We start from the raw sequence: 18,909 nt of genomic DNA on the forward strand, positions 1-18,909 counted from the left end.
GGCCCGCCGTCGGTTGTCCGGGGTCAGTCGTCGCGGTGGGCGAGCCACCAGGCCTGGCCGGCCTCGGGCAGCGTGTCGATCGGGTCGTAGTAGGCGTAGCGCTTGTTCAGCGCCTCCAGGTCGGCCGACTCGATCGAGGTGCGGTAGTTCTTCGTCCAGTACGAGATGCCGCGCTCACGGTCGTAGTCGGTGAGCATGTGCACCCAGCGCTTGCCGACGAACGGCACGTCGCAGACGATCCGCGGGGTGGCGTAACCGGGCAGGTAGCCCATGATGTCGTGCTGGAGCTGCTGGGCGTGCCAGACCGGGACGCGCCAGTGCTCGGCGTTGGGGATCATGTCGCACATGTAGAAGTAGTACGGCAGGATGCCCGCCTCGCCCTGCAGCGCGAAGCACAGGTCGAGCAGGTCGGCGCTGGTGGCGTTGACGCCGCGCATGAGTACGCCCTGGTTGCGCACGTCGCGGACGCCGACGTCGAGCGCCGTCTGTGCGGCCTTGGCGACCAGCGGGGTCAGCGACTGGGCGTGGTTGACGTGGGTGTGGATGGCCAGATTGACGCCGCGGCGGGCGGCGGTGCGGGCGACCCGTTCGAGGCCCTCGACCACGTCGGGCTGGAGCCAGTGCTGGGGCAGGCCCATGAGCGCCTTGGTGGCGAGCCGGATGTCGCGGATCGTCTCGATCTCCAGCAGGCGCATCAGGTACGACTCGAGGTTGCGCCACGGCACGTTGGCGACGTCGCCGCCGGAGACGACAACGTCACGTACGCCCGGGTGGGCCTTGAGGTAGGTGATGTGGGCGTCGTAGCGGTCGACCGGCTTGAGGGTGAGCTTGAGCTTGTCGACGGCGGGGGTGGAGTTGCCGACGAGGTCCATGCGGGTGCAGTGGCCGCAGTACTGCGGGCAGGTGGAGAGCAGCTCGGCGAGGACCTTTGTGGGGTAGCGGTGGGTGAGACCCTCGGCGACCCACATGTCGTGCTCGTGGAGGCTGTCGCGGCTGGCGTACGGGTGCGACGGCCAGTCGGTGCGCCGGTCGGAGGCGACCGGGATCATGTAGCGGCGGATCGGGTCGGCGAGCAGCGCCTCGGTGCTCATCGGCTGATGCGGCACCATGGTGTTGAGCATCTGCGGCGGCACCAGCATGGACATGGTGGCCAGCGCCTTCTGGTCGGCCTCCAGGTCGGCGTAGAAGGTCTCGTCGACGGTGTCGCCGAGGACGGCGCGCAGCTGCTTGATGTTCTTGACGCAGTTGACCCGTTGCCACTGGGCGCTCTCCCACTGTTCGCGGGTGATGTGGCGCCAGCCGGGGAAGCGGGTCCAGTCGGGTTCGACGAGGGGCGCGCGGCGGTATTCGTAGGGCTGTCCGGCGGTCGGAACGGCGACCGGCGCGGGGCGGGGCGTCGGGATGGTCTCCACCGGTTGGGTCTGGGTCACGGCCCCTCCTCGTCAGTGTGCGGTTTGATCAACGGATGCGTAGGCTACTGGAAAATCTGCGGTGAAGAAATTAGTCTGCCGGAAGTTTTCCCGCGACGCGACTCCTGGCCGGGGGTTCGGGCGGCTGGACATAGGGGGTCGGCGTGACGTCACCGGTGGGTCTGCACCGAGTCGTGGAACCGGCGGGGGTGCTCCCGCAGGCGGCCTGGCGGCTGGACCCGGACCCGCGGATCGCGGCGAACGAGGTCCGGATCCGGGTCGAGCGGCTGAACCTGGACGCGGCGAGTTTCCGGCAGCTGGCGGAGAAGCACGGCGGCGACGGGGAGAAGGTCCGCGCCGAGGTGCTGGAGATCGTGTCGGCCCGGGGGAAGATGCAGAACCCGGTGACCGGTTCCGGCGGCATGCTGATCGGCACCGTCGAGGAGGCGGGCCGCCGCTCGCCGCTGGGGCTGAAGGCGGGTGACCGGGTGGCGACGCTCGTGTCGCTGACGCTGACGCCGCTGACGATCACCGACGGGCTGGCCCGCTGGGACGGGCGCAGCGAGCAGGTGCCGTGCGACGGGTACGCGATCCTGTTCGCCCGGTCGATCGCGGCGGTGCTGCCGCCGGACCTGCACCCCGAGCTGTCCCTGGCGGTGCTGGACGTGTGCGGGGCGCCGGCGTTGACGGCGCGGGTGGTGGCCGAGCAGGTGGCGCGGCGCTCGCGGGAGGGTGATCCGCGTCCGGTGTCGGTGGCGGTGATCGGCGGGGCCGGCAAGAGCGGGTCGCTGTCGCTGGCGGCGGCGCGGCGGGCGGGCGCCGCCCGTACCGTCGGGGTGGTTCCGGTGGCGTCGGAGCGGGACGCGCTGACGGCGGCCGGGCTGGCCGACGTGGTGGCGCTGGCCGACGCGCGGGATCCGGTGGGGCTGTCGACGGCGGTGACGACGGCGCTGGGTGTGCCGGCGGACGTGACTGTGGTGTGCGTGGACGTGCCGGGGTGTGAGCACGGCGCGGTGCTGGCCACGGCGGACGGCGGTACGGTGATCTTCTTCTCGATGGCGACGAGCTTCGCGGCGGCGGCGCTTGGTGCGGAGGGCCTGGCGGCGGACGTGACGATGCTGGTGGGCAACGGGTACGTGCCGGGGCACGCGGCGCTGGCGTTGGATCTGTTGCGTGCCGAGCCGGGGGTGCGCGGCCTGTTCGAGGCTCGTCTGACGGCAGACTGAGACCATGACGAACCCCTCGACGCTGTATCGCGGTGGAGTGCTGCACTGTCCGGCGGACCCGAGCGCGACGGCGCTGCTGGTGCGGGACGGGCGGATCGCCTGGTTGGGTACGGACGCGGACGCGCCGCGGGCGGACCGGGTGGTGGAGCTGGGCGGTGCGCTGGTGACGCCGGCGTTCGTTGACGCGCACGTGCACGCGACCGATACCGGGTTGGCGTTGTCGGGGCTTGATCTGTCGGCGGTGCGGTCGGCGGATGGGCTGCTGGAGGCGGTGTCGGCGTTCGCGGCGGGTCTGCCGGGTGACGCGGTGGTGCTGGGGCACGGCTGGGACGAGTCGGGCTGGGCGGATCCGGCGTTGCCTGATGCGGCGGCGCTGGACCGGGCGGCCGGTGGGCGGCGGGTGTATCTGTCGCAGGCGTCGATCCATTCGGCGCTGGTGTCGGCGGCGCTGCTGGCGGCGTGTCCGGAGGTGGTGTCGGCGGCCGGGTTCGAGGCGTCGGGGTGGCTGCGGCGCGACGCGCATCACGTGGTGCGGGCGGCGGCGTTCGCGTCGGTGTCGCGGGCGCAGCGGGTGGCGGCGCAGCGGCGGGCGCTGGAGCATGCGGCGTCGCTGGGTGTCGCGGCGGTGCACGAGTGCGGTGGTCCGGACATCTCCGACGAGGAGGACTTCACCGGGCTGCTGGCGATCTCGGGGGCCGGGGTGCCGGAGGTGTACGGGTACTGGGGTGAGCTGCTGGGTGCGGCGAAGGCCCGGGAGCTGGGTGCGGTGGGCGCGGGTGGTGACCTGTTCGCCGACGGGGCGCTGGGGTCGCGGACGGCGCACGTGTCGGCGGCGTACCTGGACGGTGAGGCGGGGGCGTGCGGGCACGGGTACGTGTCGGCGGAGCAGGTCCGTGATCATCTGCTTGATTGTGCGGCGCACGGGTTGCAGGGCGGGTTCCACGCGATCGGGGACGCGGCGATCGGGACGGTCCTTGCGGGTTTCGGGCTGGCGGCGCGGTCGCTGGGTGTGGACCGGTTGCGGGCGGCCCGGCACCGGGTGGAGCACGCGGAGATCATGAGCAAGGCGTTGATCGCCGGGTTCGTGGAGTACGGGATCGTGGCGTCGATGCAGCCGGCGTTCGACAGGTTGTGGGGCGGCGCGGGCCGGATGTACGAGTCGCGGCTGGGGTTGGCGCGGTCGCTGGAGTCGAATCCGATGGGTGCGATGCACGGCGTCGGGGTGGCGTTGGCGTTCGGGTCGGATTCGCCGGTGACGCCGCTGGATCCGTGGGGGTCGGTGCGGGCGGCGGCGGCGCATCACAACCCGGCGCAGCGGATGAGTGTGCGGGCGGCGTTCGCGGCGCACACGCGCGGCGGGTGGCGGGCGGTGCACCTGGACAACGAGGGTGTGCTGGCGTTGGGGGCGCCGGCGACGTTCGCGGTGTGGGACACCCCGGCGGGCGTGGAGCGGGGGCTGCCGGTGGTGCTGGCCGAGGATCCGGAGTTGCGGGGCGCGGACGATCCGACGCCGCTGCCGGTGTGCCGGGCCACTGTGTTGCGCGGTGACGTGATCTATCAGGAAGGGTCTTCGTGACAGGGAAGCTTGGGCTGGATCCGGCGCTGGTGGCGCGGGCGCGGGAGTTGGCGCGCCGGGCCGGGCAGCCGGTGGTGGATCTGGCGCGTAGTCACACCACGGTGTCGGTGGAGCGGGCGGTGCTGCGGCTGGCCGGGGTGACCGGCGCGGACCCGGACGGTATTCCGTGGGTGAACCGGCTCGTGGACGCGGTGGTCGCGGACGTGGGTCTGGGGCACGGGGTGGCGGCGCCGGTGTTCGACGCGCTGGCGCGTGAGGGCATCACCGATGTGACGTTGCTGGCGCAGAAGGCGGCGGCCGGGTCGGTGCGGTTCGCGCAGCCGTCGGGGAAGGCGGCGACGGCGGCGCGGCGGGCGTCGCGCAAGGCGGTCGCGGCGGGGGTGCGCAGCATCGACCGGCGGCGCGCGGAGCGGGATCGCCTGGTGAAGCGGTTCGGGGATCCGGAGCGGCGGCCGTGGATCTATCTGATCGTGGCGACGGGTGACATCTACGAGGACATTCCGCAGGCGCAGGCGGCGGCGCGGGCCGGCGCGGACGTGATCGCGGTGATCCGGTCGACGGGGCAGTCGCTGCTGGACTACGTGCCGGAGGGGGCGACCCGGGAGGGTTTCGCGGGCACGTACGCGACGCAGGAGAACTTCCGGTTGATGCGGGCGGCGCTGGACGAGACGTCGCGGGAGCTGGGCCGGTATGTGCGGCTGACGAACTACGCGTCGGGTCTGTGCATGCCGGAGATGGCGACGCTGGCCGGGTTGGAGCGTCTGGACATGATGCTCAACGACTCGATGTACGGGATCCTGTTCCGCGACATCAACCCGATCCGTACGTTCGTGGACCAGCGGTTCTCGCGGCAGGTGCACGCGCGGGCGGGGATCATCATCAACACCGGTGAGGACAACTACCTGACCACCGCTGACGCGGTGGACGAGGCGCACACGGTGACGGTGTCGCAGCTGCTGAACGAGTTCTTCGCGCACGAGGCGGGGCTGGCGGACTGGCAGCTGGGGCTGGGGCACGCGTTCGAGATCAACCCGGATGTGCCGGAGTCGTTCCGGTTGGAGCTGGCGCACGCGTTGCTGGCGCGGGAGTTGTTCCCGGATGCGCCGTTGAAGTGGATGCCGCCGACGAAGCACATGACCGGTGACGTGTTCCGGGGCAACCTGCTGGACGGGTTCTTCAACCTGGTGGGCACGATGACCGGGCAGGGGATCCTGCTGGTGGGGATGATGACCGAGGCGGTGGTGACGCCGTGGTTGTCGGACCGGGACATCGCCCTGCAGAACGTGCGGTACGTGCTGGGCGCGGCGGGCGGGTTGCACGAGGACTTCGTGCCGGCGCCGGGCGGGTTCATCCAGGAGCGGGCGCACCGGGTGCTCGGTGAGGCGGTGGATCTGCTGGAGCGCATCGGGGACCAGTCGTTGCTGACGGCGATCGCCGAGGGCACGTTCGGGATCATGAAGCGGCCGGCGGACCGCGGGAAGGGCCTTTCCGGGGTGGCGCGGCACGAGGCGGACTACTACAACCCGGCCACGGAGATCCTGGAGCAGACCCGGTGAGCGAGAAGACGGTCGTGCGGCCGTACGGGGACACCACCGGTGACGGCATGGTGCAGGTGTCGTTCACGTTGCCGGTGCCGCACGACAAGCGGGCCGAGGGCGCGGCGGTGCAGCTGGCCAACAAGATGGGCATGGACCCGGCGATGCTGGTGCACGCCAAGCCGATCGGTGACGGGTTCACGTTCTTCGTGGTGTACGGGCGGGTGAACCACCTGGTGGACCTGTCGAAGGTGCAGGTGGTGGAGCGTGATTATCCGCTGCTGTCGGCCAAGGAGGTGAACGCGGTGGTGAAGCGGCGGCTGCGCCGCAAGCTGTCGGTGGTGGGCGCCTGCATCGGCACCGACGCGCACACCGTGGGCATCGACGCGATCCTCAACGTCAAGGGCATCGCCGGTGAGAAGGGCCTGGAGTACTACCGGGAGCTGAAGGTCACGAACCTGGGCGCGCAGGTGAGCGTGCCGGAGCTGGTCGAGGCGGCCCGGCGGGAACGCGCCGACGCGGTGCTGGTGTCGCAGGTGGTGACGCAGCGCGACGCGCACCTGCACAACACGCGGGAGATGTCGGCGGCGTTCCGGGAGGCGATGCCGGCCGGGCGCCGGCCGCTGCTGATCGTCGGCGGGCCCCGGTTCGACGAGACGATGACCGGCGAGCTGGGCGTGGACCGGATCTTCGGCCGTGGCACCACCCCGGGTGAGGTCGCCAGTTACCTCGTCCACGCTTTGATCACCTCCAGGAAGGCGAACACCTGATGAGCGATCCCCGTGTCGGTCTGACAGTCACCCACCGCCGGTACGTGCCGTACTCCCACGCCCACTACGCGGGCAACCTGGTCGACGGGGCGTACGCGCTGGGGTTGTTCGGGGACGTGGCGACCGAGGTGTGCATCCGCACCGACGGCGACGAGGGGTTGTTCGCCTCGTACGCCGACGTGCAGTTCCGGGCGCCGATGAAGGCCGGTGACGTGCTGGAGGTGACGGCGACGGTGACCCGGGTGGGCACCCGCAGCCGCACCATCGACTTCGCCGCGACTGTGGTGTGCCGGGGCCGCCCGGACAAGGGCGAGTCGGCCGCCGAGGTGCTCGACGAGCCGATCGTGGCGGTCACCGCGACCGGCACGGTGGTCGTCCCGCCATCACCGTGAGCGCGAGGAGCGAGCCGGTGTTGCGAGCCCCGCAGTCGCGAACGAAGGACGGCCCAGCGTGAGTGCGCCGGTGTCGCGCGTCGTCGTCTGCGCGGACGTCGGGTCGACGTACACGAAGGCCGCGGTGGTGGACCTCGACGGCGGCCGGCTGGTCGCGGCGGCGTCGGCGCCCACCACGGTGGGCACTGATGTGCTGCACGGCCTGGACGCCGCGGTCGGCGCGGCCACCGCGTCGGCGGGGGTCGCTGAGGTGCCCTGGTACGTGTGTTCGTCGGCCGGGGGTGGGCTGCGCCTCGCGGTGGTGGGTTACGAGCCCCTGGTGACCGCCCAGGCGGGCCGGCGGGTCGGTCTGTCGGCGGGCGCGAACGTGGTGCACGTGGCGGCGGGTCGGCTGTCCGGGGCGGACGTGGCGGCGTTGCGGGCGGCCCGCCCGGACGTGGTGCTGCTCGTGGGCGGCACCGACGGCGGGGACGCCGAGACGGTGACGCACAACGCGACGCGGCTGGCGAAGGCCCGGTTCCGGGTGCCGGTGGTCCTCGCCGGCAACGCCGACGTGCGTGCCGACCTGCACGCGCTGCTGGCGGGTGCGGGGGTGCCGGTGACGGTGGCGGACAACGTGCTGCCCCGCATCGGGGTGCTGGAGCCGGCGTCGGCGCGGGCGGCGATCCGGGAGGTGTTCCTGCGGCACGTCATCGGCGGCAAGAAGCTGTCCCGGGGTACGCGGTTCGCGCGGCTGGTCCGCGCCGCCACGCCCGACGCGGTGCTCACCGGCGTGGAGGTCCTCGCCGGCACGCTCGGCGGTGACCTCGCGGTGGTGGACGTGGGTGGGGCCACCACCGACGTGTACTCGGTGCTCACGCCCGACGAGCGGGACAGTGGCCCCAGTCAGGAGGTCGCCGGGACGCTGTGGCGGGCCCGCACCGTCGAGGGGGACCTGGGCATGCGGTGGAGCGCGCCGGGTGTGGTGCGCGCCGCGGCCGAGGAGCGGCTGCTGGACGCGGCCGAGGAGGCGCAGCTGACGGCTGCGGCGGCGGTACGGGCGGCCGATCCGGGGTTCCTGCCCGCCGGTGACGGTGAGCGGGCCGTGGACCGGCGCATCGCGGCGCTGGCGGCGACTGTGGCGTTGCGGCGGCACGCGCGTGGTGCGGCGACGGGGGAGCGGGCCGGGCGGGACCTGCGGGAGGTGAAGCTGCTCGTCGGTTCCGGCGGGGTGCTGCGGCACGCCGACCCGGGTGACGCGGCGGCGGTGCTCGACGCGGTGCTCACCGACCACGCCGGCGGGTGGGCGTTGCCGCGGGCGGCCCGCCCGGTCGTCGACGTGGACTACGTGCTGGCCGCCGCCGGGCTGCTCGCCGACGACCATCCGGGTGCGGCGGCGGCGATGCTGCGGCACCACCTCGGCGCCTGAAGCAGCCTCAGGAATCGAGACGCGCCGACGCGACACGCCGTGTCGCAACACACGACAGGCCCGGGTGGGTTGACAGCGGCGGGGGTCTACGCCGTACCGTCTTTGAGTCCTACCACGGGAAGCGGCTGTTGTTCGCTTCGTCCCTTCGTCCGCTGGCCGAGCGACCGGAAGGTTGCGGCGGCCAGGTCCAGCGGGCGGGGGTCGGCGGGGCGGCGCGAACCGGCCGCGGTTACCGGTGTACGGGCAGGGTGAGAGGCACGGCCAGTAGACAACGGCCAGGCGGGGGCAGCCAGTCCACGTCGGGTCGGTCCGAAGGTCGGCGCCGATCGTCTTCGCCCCACCGGCCGGGAAGGGCCTGGGAGCATCGGGGCGCGGCTTCGGCCGCGCCCCGATTTCATCCCCCGGTGGTCCCCGTGTCAGCGGCCCGGCCCTTGTCAGCGGCCCAGCCGCCGGTAGCGGCGCACCGCCGCCGGTGCGGCCACCGCGATCAGCGCCAGCGGCCAGGCGATCGCCAGTTCCAGCGCGTGCCGGGCCGGCCACGAGTCGCCGCTCAGGCCCGGGTTGCCGAACAGGTCCCGGGCCGCCGCCACGGTCGCCGACAGCGGATTCCAGGCGGCGATCGCGCCCAGCCAGTCCGGCATCAGCTCCGGTGCCACGAACACGTTGGACAGGGCGGTCAGCGGGAACGCCAGCGGGAACACCACCACCGCGACCGTGTCCGGGTTCGGCACGAGCAGCCCGAACAGGATGCCCACCCAGGTCATCGCGACGCGCAGCAGCAGGATCAGCGCCACCGCGGCCAGTGCCGGGCCGACGCCCTCGCGCCACTGCCAGCCCACCAGCAACCCGCACACCACCAGCGTGGTCATCTCCAGGCAGGCCCGTACCAGGTCGGCGCCGGCGCGGCCGGACAGCAGCGCCGAACGGGCCATCGGCAGGGACCGGAACCGGTCCACCACACCCCGGCCGGCGTCCACCGCGATCGCCGACGCGGTCGCGCCGAGGCCGTAGAGCATCGTCATGACGAACACGCCCGGCAGCAGGAACTCCCGGTAGCTGCCGTCGCCCGGCACGGACATGCCGCTGCCGAACACGTAGCCGAACACCAGCACGAACATGATCGGCAGGCTGAAGTAGAGGATGATCTCCTCGGGGGCGCGGACCACGTGCCGCATGTTCCGCCCGGCCATCAGCCACCCGTCGGTCAGGGCCCTCACGACGCCACCCCCACCCGCTGCGCGTCGGCGTGGCCGCCGGTGAGCCGCAGGAACGCCTCGTCCAGTGTGGGACGGCGGACCAGCACGTCGTCCACGGCGATCCCGGCGTCGTCGAGGGCCCGCAGCACGGCGGTGAGCACGGCGATCCGGTCGGCCACCGGCGCGTCCACACGCCGCAGCTCGACGTCCACTGTCGTGGCCGCGCCGGTGGCGCGTTCCACCACCGCCGCCGCGGCGGGCAGGTCCGCCGCGTCGCGGACCACCAGTTCCAGCCGGTCGGCGCCGATGCGTGCCTTCAACCGCTCCGGGGTGCCCTCGGCCACGACCCGGCCGGTGTCGATGACGCACACCCGGTCGGCGAGGTGGTCGGCCTCCTGCAGATATTGGGTGGTCAGCAGCACCGTGGTGCCGTCGTCGACCAGTTCCCGCACCGCCGTCCACAGGCCGTTGCGGCTGCGCGGGTCCAGGCCGGTGGTCGGCTCGTCGAGGAACAGCACCCGCGGTGGCACCACCAGGCTGGCGGCGAGGTCCAGGCGGCGGCGCATCCCACCGGAGTAGCCGCCCGCCGACCGGTCCGCCGCCTCGGTCAGGCCGAACCGGTCCAGCAGCTCGTCGGCGCGGCTGCGGGCCCGGCGCGCGGACAGCCGCCGCAGCCGCCCGAACAGCACCAGGTTCTGCCGTCCGCTGAGCACCTCGTCGACCGCCGCGTACTGCCCGGTGAGGCTGATCGCGGCGCGGACCCGGTCCGGGTCGGAGGCGACGTCGTACCCGGCCACTCTGGCCCGGCCGGCGTCGAAACGCAGCAGCGTGGTGAGGATACGCACCGCTGTGGTCTTGCCTGCCCCGTTCGGGCCGAGCACCCCGTACACGGTGCCGGCCGGCACGGCCAGGTCGAAGCCGTCCAGGGCGGTGGTGCGTCCGTACGTTTTTCGTATCCCGTCGGCCAGTACGGCCGTCGCGTCGTCGGTCATGGGAGTCAGCGTCACCGGCGGCGCTGACCGGGCGCGTACCGCGCGCGCACCGGGCGGCGCCGCGCCGGTCAGCGGCCGTCGACCAGCGCCAGCGCCCGCTGCCGGGGCAGGTCCGCGCCCCGGGCGTACGCGGTGGCGAACGCCGCCTCACCCAGGTGTTCCCGCAGCGTGGCGGCGGTGGGTGTGCCGGCCGGGGCGTCTGCCGCGCCCGTGCCTGCGAGCAGCGCCGCCGCCGCGCCCAGCAGCCGCGCCGCCGACTCGGGGTCGCCGTCGCGCAGCAGCGGCCCGGCCAGCCCGTCCGCGGCGGCGGCCACCACCGGCACGTCCCACACCCCGACGCCGGCGGTGAGGACCTGCCGGTAGTGGGCGCGGGCCGCAGCCGGGTCGCCGGTGGCGTCGGCGAGCTGCCCGAGCGTCACCAGCGCCGCGAGCCGCACCACGTCGGCGCCGAACCAGCCCGACGGGCATTGCGCGACCGCCCGCTCGCACAGCGTCCGCGCCCGCTGCGGGTCGCCGTCACGGCGGGCGATCTCGCCGAGCCCCAGGTACGCGGCGGCGACCAGCTCCGGCGCGCCGGCCGGCCCGGCGATGCGCCGCACCCGCCGGAAGTCCTCGGCCGCGCCGGTCAGGTCACCGGCGGCGAGCCGCCCGTCGGCGCGGGTCCGCAGCAGTTCCGCCAGGTCCAGGGTGGAGCCGAGCTGCTCGGCCAGCTCCAGCGCCTCCGCCATCGGCGCGGCCGCCGACGCCACGTCACCGGTGCGGTAGGCGGCCTCGGCGTGGGTGGACAGCGTCACGATCATGCCCCAGCGGTCGTCGAGGGCCCGGAACCCGGCGAGCGCGCCGTCCAGGTCGGCGTGGGCCTGGGCGTGACGGCCGTGCAGCAGGCTGACCATCGCGGTGCCCAGCAGGCCCAGCGCCCGGCTCCACGGGTCGGTGCCGAGCAGCCGGTCCCGAACGGCCTGCTCGTGCAGCGCCGCCGCGTCCTCCGGCGACGGCGGGCCGCTGGCCATGCCGGACAGGTAGAGCAGGAACGGATGCCGGGGCGGCCGGGCCAGGGTCCACAGGATCCGCGACGCGGCGTCGACCTCGCTGCGCTCGCCGCCACCGGCGAGCGTGGCGATCAACAGGGCCAGCGCGTACTCCTCGGCCAGGTCGTCGGGCGGGCCGCCGAGCCGGTCGACCAGCCGCCGGGCCAGCGCCGCGCCCTCCCCGCGCAGGCCCCGCAGCCACCAGTAGAACGCCAGCGCCGCGACCAGCCGCAACCCGGTCGCGGTGTCCGCGTGCCGCAGCGCCGCGTGCAGGTCGTCGCGGGCGGCGTCGAGGCGGCGCAGCCACCGCTCCTGGCCGCCGCCGCGCAGCGCCGCGTCGCCGGCCTGTGCCAGATCCAGGAAGTACGCGGCGTGTGCGTCGCGCACCCGCCCGGTGTCGCCGTGCTCGGCGAGGCGGGCGGATGCGAACTCGCGGATCGTCTCCAGCATCCGGTAGCGCCCGCCGGTGGCCTCCACCAGCGACTTGTCCACCAGGCCGGTGAGCACGTCCAGGACGTCCCCGGCGTCCGGCGCGCACACCGCCTGCACGGCGGCCAGATCGGCGGCGCCGGCGAACACGCTCATCCGGGCGGCCAGCCGCCGCTCCGGCTCGTCGAGCAGGTCCCAGCTCCACCCGACGACCGCCTCCAGCGTGCGGTGGCGGGGCGCCGCGGTGCGGTCGCCGCGGCGCAGCAGCCGGAACCGGTCGTCCAGCCGGGCCGCGACCTGCGAAACCGGCAGGGCCCGCAGACGCGCCGCGGCCAGCTCCAGGGCCAGCGGCAGCCCGTCGAGGGTACGGCAGATTCGCAGCACCGCCGGGGTGGTGGCGTCGTCGAGGGTGAACCCGGGCGACACGTCGGCGGCCCGGTCGGTGAACAGCCGCACCGCCGGGTACGCGGCCGCGGCCTGCGGTGCGGCCGGCCCGTCCGGGGCGGACAGCCCACCGACCGGGCACAACGCCTCGCCGGTGAGGCCCAGCGGTTCCCGGCTGGTGGCGAGCACCCGCAGCCCCGGCGCGGCAGCGAGCAGCCGGCCGGTCAGCCGGGCCGCGTCGTCGATCACGTGCTCGCAGTTGTCCAGCACCAGCAGCAGCCGCCGGTCGGCCAGCGCCGCCACCAGCCGGCCGGTCAGGTCGGCGGGGCCGCCGGGGGTGCGCAGGGCGGCGTCGCGCAGGTCCAGCGCGGCCAGCACCGCGGGCGCGACCGGCGCGCCGGTCGCCACGGCGGCCAGCTCCACCAGGCACACCGGCCCGTCGTGGCCGGACGCGACGGCGGTGGCCAGGCGGGTCTTGCCGGCGCCGCCCGGGCCGTGCAGGGTGACCAGCCGCGCCGCGCCGAGCAGTTCGTGCACCCGCCGCAGCTCCGGTTCCCGGCCGACGAAGCTGGTGAGCGGGCTGGGCAGCCGGACGGCCGGCGCGGGCTCGTCGCGCAGCAGCGCCGTGTGCAGCGCGGCCAGTTCCGCCGACGGGTCGGTGCCCAGTTCCTCGGCCAGCACCCGGCGGGCGTCGGCGTAGACGGCGAGCGCCTCGGCGCGGCGGCCGGCACCGTGCAGGGCCCGCATCAGCTGCCCGTGCAGCCGTTCCCGCAGCGGATGCGCCGCCACCAGGTCCCGCAGCTCGGCGATCAGCGGCGCCCCGGCCGGCGCCAGCGCCAGTTCCGCCTCCACCCGGTCCTCGACCGTGGCCAGCCGCGCCTGGCGCAGCCGGGCCGCCTCGGCGTCGGCGAACGGCGCGTCCGTCACGTCCGCGAGGGGTTCGCCGCGCCACAGCCCGAGCGCGTCGCGCAGCAGCGCCGCCGCGCCGGCCGGGTCACCGGCGGCGAGCGCCGCCCGCCCGGCCGCGGCCAGCCCGGCGAACCGGTGCACGTCGACGCGCTGCGGGTCGACCGCCAGCCGGTAGCCGGCCGGACCGAACTCGATGGGCGCGCCGGGCAGCAGCCGGCGCAGCCGCGACACCTGCGACTGCAGCGCGTTCGCGGCCTGCTCGGGTGGCCGGTCGCCGTACACGCCGTCGACGAGACGCTGCGGCGCCACGGTGCGGCCGGCGTCGAGCAGCAGCAGCACCAGCAGCGCGCGCAGCCGCCCACCGGCGACGGGCAGGACACTGCCGTCGGCCGCGTACGCCTGGGTCGCGCCGAGCACACCGAACCGCATGCGCCTGATTGTCGCCTGCCAGCGCCGCGCCGGTGGCACGCCCCACACCGGTTCGGCTCACCGCCGGTACGGGCGGGTAGCCTTCGGCCCGTGATCGTGGGGAGAAGCCGGTGACGACGCTGGAGCAGGAGCAGCCGCGCACCATCGCCGAGGGGGCACGTCCCCTGCCGCTGACGCTCGCCGTGCCGGCCGCCGTGCTGGCCGGGCTGGCGCTGCTGCTGGCGTTCCCGCCGTACGGGATGTGGCCGCTCGCGCCGGTCGGGGTGGCGTTGCTGGCCGCCGCGGTGCACCGGCGGCGGCTGCGCGCCGGCGCGGGACTGGGCTTCCTGACCGGGGTGGCGCTGTTCGCGCCGCTGCTGGAGTGGACGAACCTGCACACCGGCTACCTGCCGTGGGCGCTGCTGTCGCTGCTGCAGGCCGCCTACCTGGCGCTGCTGGGCGCCGCCACCGCCTGGGTGTCGCCGCTGGCCGACCGGCACCGGGCGGCGTGGCCGCTGCTCACCGGTGTGCTGTGGGTGGGGCAGGAGGCGCTGCGTGACCGCACCCCGTTCGGCGGGTTCCCGTGGGGCCGGCTGGCGTTCAGCCAGGACACGTCGCCGCTGCTGAAGCTCGCCGCGCTCGGCGGCGCCCCGCTGGTCACGTTCGCCGTCGCGGTCGCCGGTGGGCTGCTGGTCACCGCCGCGTGGCGGGACTGGCGGCGTGCGCCCGGGCAGTGGCGGCCGGTCGCCGGGCTCACCGCCGCGCTGGTGGCGCTGCTCGCCGCCGGTACGGCCGTGCCGACCGGGGTACGCGGCGCGGGTGACACCGTCACCGTGGCGATCGTGCAGGGCAACGTGCCGCGCCTCGGGCTGGACTTCAACGCGCAGCGGCAGGCGGTGCTGAACAACCACGTCGACGCGACGCTGGAGCTGGCGCGGCGGGTCGCCGAGGGCGGCCAGGACCGTCCGGACGTGGTGGTGTGGCCGGAGAACTCCAGCGACATCGACCCGCTGCGCAACCCGGGGGCGGGGGAGCGGATCTCCCAGGCCGCCGACGCGATCGGCGCGCCGATCCTGGTCGGCGCGGTGCTGGTCGGGCCCGGCCGGGGTGAGGTGCGCAACGCGGGGCTGCTGTGGCGGCCGGGCACCGGCCCGGACCTGGACCAGGTGTACACGAAGCGGCATCCGGTGCCGTTCGCCGAGTACGTGCCGCTGCGGTCCATCGCCCGCAAGGTCAGCTCCCAGGTCGACCGGGTCCGGTCCGATTTCGTCCCCGGTGACCGTCCCGGCGTGCTGAACACCGGCCCGGCCGTGCTCGGCGACGTGATCTGCTTCGAGGTCGCCTACGACGGCATCGTCCGGGACACCGTCACCGGCGGCGCGCAGCTACTGGTGGTGCAGACGAACAACGCCACGTTCGACGTGGCCGAGGCCCGCCAGCAGCTGGCGATGGTGCGGCTGCGGGCCGTGGAGCACGGCCGGGCCGCGTTGATGGCCTCCACTGTCGGGGTGTCCGGGTTCGTTTCCCCGGACGGGCGGGTAGACGGTGCGACCGGGTTCAACACCGCCGCGGTGGTGGTGCGGCAGATGGAACTCGGCGACGGGCGTACCCCGGCGACCACGGCCGGGGTGTGGCCGGAGGTGGCGCTGACGGCGCTGGCGGTCGCGGCCCTGGCCGGCGCGGCCGTGCTGCGCCGCCGCCGGGAGGTCGCTCCCGGCTGAGCCGACGAGCGGGAGGCGGTGCGACGGTGGGCGTGGCAGCCGACAGGCGGAAGGTCGGCCATCCCGGGGTGGGGCGGGTCCTGGTGGTCATCCCCACCTACAACGAGGCCGACAACGTCGGGCGCATCGTCGCCCGGGTACGCGAGGCGGCGCCGGCGGTGGACGTCCTCGTCGCCGACGACAACAGCCCCGACGGCACCGGCGCGATCGCCGACACGATCGCCGACGGCGACCCGGGGGTGCATGTGCTGCACCGGGCCGGCAAGGAAGGGCTCGGCGCGGCCTACCTGGCCGGGTTCGCCTGGGCGCGCTCCCGCGGCTACGACGCGGTGGTGGAGATGGACGCCGACGGCTCGCACGCCCCGGAGGACCTGCCGGCGCTGCTGCACGCCGCCCGCGACGCCGACGTGGTGATCGGCTCCCGGTGGACGCGTGGCGCGCGGGTGCTGAACTGGCCGTGGCGGCGGCTGCTGCTGTCCCGGGTCGGCAACCTGTACGCGCGGCTGGCGCTGGGCATGCCGGTAAGCGACGCCACCGGCGGCTACCGGGTGTACCGGTCCAGCGCGCTGGACGCGATCGACCTGGACTCGGTGCGGTCCCAGGGTTACGCGTTCCAGGTGGAGCTGTCGCGGCTGGCGCACCGCGCCGGGGTGCGGATCGTGGAGGTGCCGATCACGTTCGCCGAGCGGGAACACGGCGACAGCAAGATGAGCCCGCTGATCGTGGCGGAGGCGTTGTGGCGGGTCACCCGCTGGGGGGTGCGGGACCGCCTGGCGACCGCTCCTGCCCGCCCGGACGCGCTCGCCCGCTGGCCTTGAGCGAGGGCGTGTCATGCTTGAGGGGCGTGATGACCCCGGGCTGATGAGGTGAGATGCGCCGAGGACTGAAGTACGTACCACCGGCCCTGCTGCTGTTCGCGCTGCTGGAGCTGACCGTTTTCGTGCTGGTCGGCCGGGCCGTCGGGTTCGGCGCGGCGGTGCTGCTGGTGTTCGGGGCGTCCCTGCTGGGGCTGGTGCTGCTGCGCCGCGAGGGCATGCGGGCGTGGCGCGGTTTCCGCGCGGCGGCGCAGGCAGGCCGTCCGCCGGGCGCCGAGGTGACAGACGGCCTCGTCGGTCTGCTGGGTGCGCTGCTGCTGGCGCTGCCGGGCCTGGTCAGCGGCGTGGTGGGCCTGCTGTTGCTGGTGCCGCCGCTGCGCCGGCTGGCCGGCGGCGGGGTGCGCCGGGCCACCGAGCGGCGGGTGTCGTCGATGGTCGCCGGTGACCTGTTCGGGCCGCGCCGGGTGCGTGTGTACCGGGGCGCGCCGCAGCCGGCCCCGGAACCCGCGCCGGCCCCGTCGCCTGGTCCCGCGCCGTCGCCTCAGCCGGTCACCGACCCGGGCAAGGCCATCGAGGGCGAGATCGTCGACCGCTGAGACGGTCGTCAGACAGCGAAACGCCCCCGGGTGATCCCGGGGGCGTTTCGGCGCGTTACGGACGGTCAGGCGCGACCGCGGCGGGTCCGGACCTCCTGGAGCCGCTCGGCGAGGATGTCCTCCAGCTCGGCGATCGAGCGCCGCTCCAGCAGCATGTCCCAGTGGGTACGCGGCGGCTTGGCCTTCTTCTGCTCCGGCTCGGTGCCGTCGACCAGGCGGGCGACGCTGCCGTCGAACTTGCACTCCCAGGTCGTCGGGACCTCGGCGTCGACGGCGAACGGCACCTCGAACTGGTGCCCCTTGGCGCAGAGGTACTCGCGGGTCTGGCGCGGCGCGAGCTCCGTGTTGCGGTCGGACTCGTAGCTGACCGCTCCCAGCCGGCTACCGCGCAGCATGCGCTCGCCCATGATCGACTTCCCCTCGTTCGTGGTGCTGGTCTTCAGGTGTAACGGCCGGTGACCGCTCGCCCATTCCCCGGCCCACGGCGGCAGGACCGTACGCGGGTCGGGAGTGTCAAGGGTAACCGGCCATGACAGCTGCCCGGCGGGGTCGTCCCCGGCCGGGCCGAATCGGTGGAGTGTTTCGCCTGTCAACGGGGATGTTACCCACCTGTTTGCGTGCCGGAGGTGACGATGAGCAGTGACGCGCCGGTCGGGGACCGACCACCAGCCGGGAAGACCTTCTTCGGTCACCCCCGCGCGCTGTCCACGCTCTTCCTCACCGAGATGTGGGAGCGGTTCAGCTTCTACGGCATGCGGGCGATCCTCGTGCTGTACCTGACCGCCGCGGCCGCCGACGGCGGACTGGACCTCGGCGAGTCCAGCGCCAACGCGGTGTACGGCACCTACAACGCCATGGTCTACCTGATGGCACTGCCCGGCGGCTGGGTCGCCGACCGGCTGATCGGCGCGCGGCGCAGCGTGCTGTGGGGCGGCGTGGTGATCGCCGCCGGTCACTACGTGATGGCGATCCCCACCGGGTGGAGCGTGTTCGCCGGCATGGCGCTGATCGTGCTCGGCACCGGCCTGCTCAAACCGAACATCTCCACCATGGTCGGTGACCTGTACGAGCGGGACTCGCCGCGCCGCGACGCCGGGTTCTCCATCTTCTACATGGGCATCAACCTGGGCGCGTTCATCGCGCCGCTGATCACCGGTTTCCTCGGCGAGAAGATCAACTGGCATCTGGGGTTCGGCGCCGCCGCGGTCGGCATGACCTTCGGCGTGCTCCAGTACGTGCTGGGCCGCCGCAACCTCGGCGACGCGGGCGCCCGTCCGGCGGACCCGCTGCTGGGCGCCGACCGGCGGCGCGCGCTGACCCGCATCGGCGTGGCGAGCGTCGTGGTGCTCGCCGTCCTGCTGGTGCTGCTGGTGGCCGGCTGGTTCACCGTCGACACGGTGGTCAACCTGCTCACAGTGGTGACGGTGCTGGTGACGGTCGGCTACTTCGCGCGGATCCTCACCGACCGGGAGATCAGCGGCACCGAACGCAGCCGGATGAAGGCGTACGTGTGGCTGTTCCTGTTCGCCGCCTCGTTCTGGCTCATCTACGACCAGGCCGGGTCGGTGCTGAACATCTTCGCCGCCGACCAGACCGACAGGTCGGTGGGCGGGTTCACGTTCCCGGCGTCCTGGTTGCAGTCGGTGAACCCGATCCTCATCATCATCGGCGCGCCGCTGGCCGCCGCGCTGTGGCTCAAACTCGGCCACCGGGTGTCCACGCCCACGAAGTTCGCCGTCGGTCTGGTGCTGAACGGCCTGTCGTTCGTGCTGATGGCCGCCGCCGCGCAGGCCGCCGTCGGCGGCGACCTGGTCTCACCGCTGTGGCTCGTCGCGGTGTACGCGATCCAGGTCGCCGGTGAGCTGTCCCTGAGCCCGGTCGGCCTGTCCGCCACCACGAAACTCGCCCCGGTGAAGTACGCCAGCCAGATGCTGGGCCTGTGGTTCCTCGCCACCGCCGTCGGCGACGCCATCGGCGGCCAGGTGGCCCGGCTGGCCGGCACCTGGTCCCAGCCGGTGTACTTCCTGACCTTCGGGCTGGCCTCGGTGGTGCTGGGCCTGGCCGCAGTGATGTTCACCCGCCAGATCCGGCACCTGATGGCCGGCATCCACTGAC

15 protein-coding genes are annotated in these 18,909 nt (G+C 74.0%); 10 read left to right on the forward strand and 5 right to left on the reverse strand.

The features are described from left to right. Nucleotides 1–23: 23 nt before the first annotated feature. A complete protein-coding gene (locus OC439_RS28980) occupies nt 24–1,430 on the reverse strand; it encodes a KamA family radical SAM protein (RefSeq protein WP_262016190.1) in 1,407 nt (468 codons plus the stop codon). A 143-nt stretch (nt 1,431–1,573) separates the two neighbouring features. Between OC439_RS28980 and OC439_RS28985 the strand changes: the two genes are divergently transcribed. From OC439_RS28985 to OC439_RS29010, 6 genes are read left to right on the forward strand one after another with little or no spacing between them, the layout of a single operon-like run. Then, nucleotides 1,574–2,635: a zinc-binding alcohol dehydrogenase gene (locus OC439_RS28985; RefSeq protein WP_262016191.1), complete on the forward strand. Its 1,062-nt coding sequence runs from the start codon at nt 1,574–1,576 to the stop codon at nt 2,633–2,635. A gap of 4 nt (nt 2,636–2,639) precedes the next feature. After that, nucleotides 2,640–4,211, forward strand: coding sequence for an amidohydrolase (locus tag OC439_RS28990; protein WP_262016192.1), 1,572 nt, complete (start codon nt 2,640–2,642; stop codon nt 4,209–4,211). Continuing rightward, entirely contained in the window at nt 4,208–5,767 is a 1,560-nt protein-coding gene (locus OC439_RS28995; RefSeq protein ID WP_262016193.1) for a lysine 5,6-aminomutase subunit alpha, read from the forward strand. The genes OC439_RS28990 and OC439_RS28995 overlap by 4 nt, the downstream gene beginning before the upstream one ends. Beyond that, nucleotides 5,764–6,516, forward strand: a complete 753-nt coding sequence (locus OC439_RS29000; protein ID WP_262016194.1) for an OAM dimerization domain-containing protein — start codon at nt 5,764–5,766, stop codon at nt 6,514–6,516. Before OC439_RS28995 ends, OC439_RS29000 begins: the two co-directional genes overlap by 4 nt. After that, nucleotides 6,516–6,908, forward strand: coding sequence for a hotdog domain-containing protein (locus OC439_RS29005; RefSeq protein ID WP_135240122.1), 393 nt, complete (start codon nt 6,516–6,518; stop codon nt 6,906–6,908). The genes OC439_RS29000 and OC439_RS29005 overlap by 1 nt, the downstream gene beginning before the upstream one ends. Before the next feature lie 58 nt (nt 6,909–6,966). Continuing rightward, nucleotides 6,967–8,316 (forward strand): glutamate mutase L, encoded by a 1,350-nt coding sequence (locus OC439_RS29010; RefSeq protein ID WP_262016195.1) that lies wholly within the window; start codon nt 6,967–6,969, stop codon nt 8,314–8,316. A gap of 434 nt (nt 8,317–8,750) precedes the next feature. Here the strand turns inward: OC439_RS29010 and OC439_RS29015 are convergent, their stop codons facing one another. The 3 genes from OC439_RS29015 to OC439_RS29025 all read right to left on the reverse strand — a co-directional run bounded on the left by OC439_RS29015 (nt 8,751) and on the right by OC439_RS29025 (nt 13,683). Further along, a complete protein-coding gene (locus OC439_RS29015) occupies nt 8,751–9,533 on the reverse strand; it encodes an ABC transporter permease (RefSeq protein ID WP_262016196.1) in 783 nt (260 codons plus the stop codon). Next, nucleotides 9,530–10,504: an ATP-binding cassette domain-containing protein gene (locus tag OC439_RS29020; protein ID WP_262016197.1), complete on the reverse strand. Its 975-nt coding sequence runs from the start codon at nt 10,502–10,504 to the stop codon at nt 9,530–9,532. Before OC439_RS29020 ends, OC439_RS29015 begins: the two co-directional genes overlap by 4 nt. 68 nt (nt 10,505–10,572) lie before the next feature. Then, nucleotides 10,573–13,683, reverse strand: a complete 3,111-nt coding sequence (locus tag OC439_RS29025) for an ATP-binding protein (protein ID WP_262016198.1) — start codon at nt 13,681–13,683, stop codon at nt 10,573–10,575. Between the two features lie 110 nt (nt 13,684–13,793). Between OC439_RS29025 and lnt the strand changes: the two genes are divergently transcribed. The 3 genes from lnt to OC439_RS29040 are packed head-to-tail and all read left to right on the forward strand — an operon-like array spanning nt 13,794 to nt 16,794. After that, on the forward strand, nt 13,794–15,383 hold the full coding sequence (lnt, locus tag OC439_RS29030; RefSeq protein WP_262016199.1) for an apolipoprotein N-acyltransferase: 1,590 nt from the start codon (nt 13,794–13,796) through the stop codon (nt 15,381–15,383). 26 nt (nt 15,384–15,409) lie between these two features. Continuing rightward, nucleotides 15,410–16,201, forward strand: coding sequence for a polyprenol monophosphomannose synthase (locus OC439_RS29035; protein ID WP_262016200.1), 792 nt, complete (start codon nt 15,410–15,412; stop codon nt 16,199–16,201). A 53-nt stretch (nt 16,202–16,254) separates the two neighbouring features. After that, nucleotides 16,255–16,794, forward strand: coding sequence for an FxsA family protein (locus OC439_RS29040; RefSeq protein WP_262016201.1), 540 nt, complete (start codon nt 16,255–16,257; stop codon nt 16,792–16,794). A gap of 65 nt (nt 16,795–16,859) precedes the next feature. Here OC439_RS29040 and OC439_RS29045 read toward each other — a convergent pair whose 3' ends face one another. Continuing rightward, nucleotides 16,860–17,201 (reverse strand): RNA polymerase-binding protein RbpA, encoded by a 342-nt coding sequence (locus OC439_RS29045; RefSeq protein WP_007070998.1) that lies wholly within the window; start codon nt 17,199–17,201, stop codon nt 16,860–16,862. 225 nt (nt 17,202–17,426) lie between these two features. Here OC439_RS29045 and OC439_RS29050 point away from each other — a divergent pair, with 225 nt between their 5' ends. Beyond that, on the forward strand, nt 17,427–18,908 hold the full coding sequence (locus tag OC439_RS29050) for a peptide MFS transporter (RefSeq protein WP_262016202.1): 1,482 nt from the start codon (nt 17,427–17,429) through the stop codon (nt 18,906–18,908). Nucleotide 18,909 lies beyond the last annotated feature (1 nt).

The sequence above is a fragment of the Micromonospora sp. Mcm103 genome (genome assembly GCF_024519755.1).
Taxonomy (GTDB): Bacteria; Actinomycetota; Actinomycetes; order Mycobacteriales; family Micromonosporaceae; genus Micromonospora; species Micromonospora aurantiaca.

Coding starts and splice junctions, on each gene's coding strand:
- OC439_RS28990 (WP_262016192.1), top strand. CDS start 2,640: ATGACGAACCCCTCGACGCTGTATCGCGGTGGAGTGCTGCACTGTCCG.
- OC439_RS29005 (WP_135240122.1), top strand. CDS start 6,516: ATGAGCGATCCCCGTGTCGGTCTGACAGTCACCCACCGCCGGTACGTG.
- OC439_RS29020 (WP_262016197.1), bottom strand. CDS start 10,504: ATGACCGACGACGCGACGGCCGTACTGGCCGACGGGATACGAAAAACG.
- OC439_RS29025 (WP_262016198.1), bottom strand. CDS start 13,683: ATGCGGTTCGGTGTGCTCGGCGCGACCCAGGCGTACGCGGCCGACGGC.
- OC439_RS29040 (WP_262016201.1), top strand. CDS start 16,255: ATGCGCCGAGGACTGAAGTACGTACCACCGGCCCTGCTGCTGTTCGCG.
- OC439_RS29045 (WP_007070998.1), bottom strand. CDS start 17,201: ATGGGCGAGCGCATGCTGCGCGGTAGCCGGCTGGGAGCGGTCAGCTAC.
- OC439_RS29050 (WP_262016202.1), top strand. CDS start 17,427: ATGAGCAGTGACGCGCCGGTCGGGGACCGACCACCAGCCGGGAAGACC.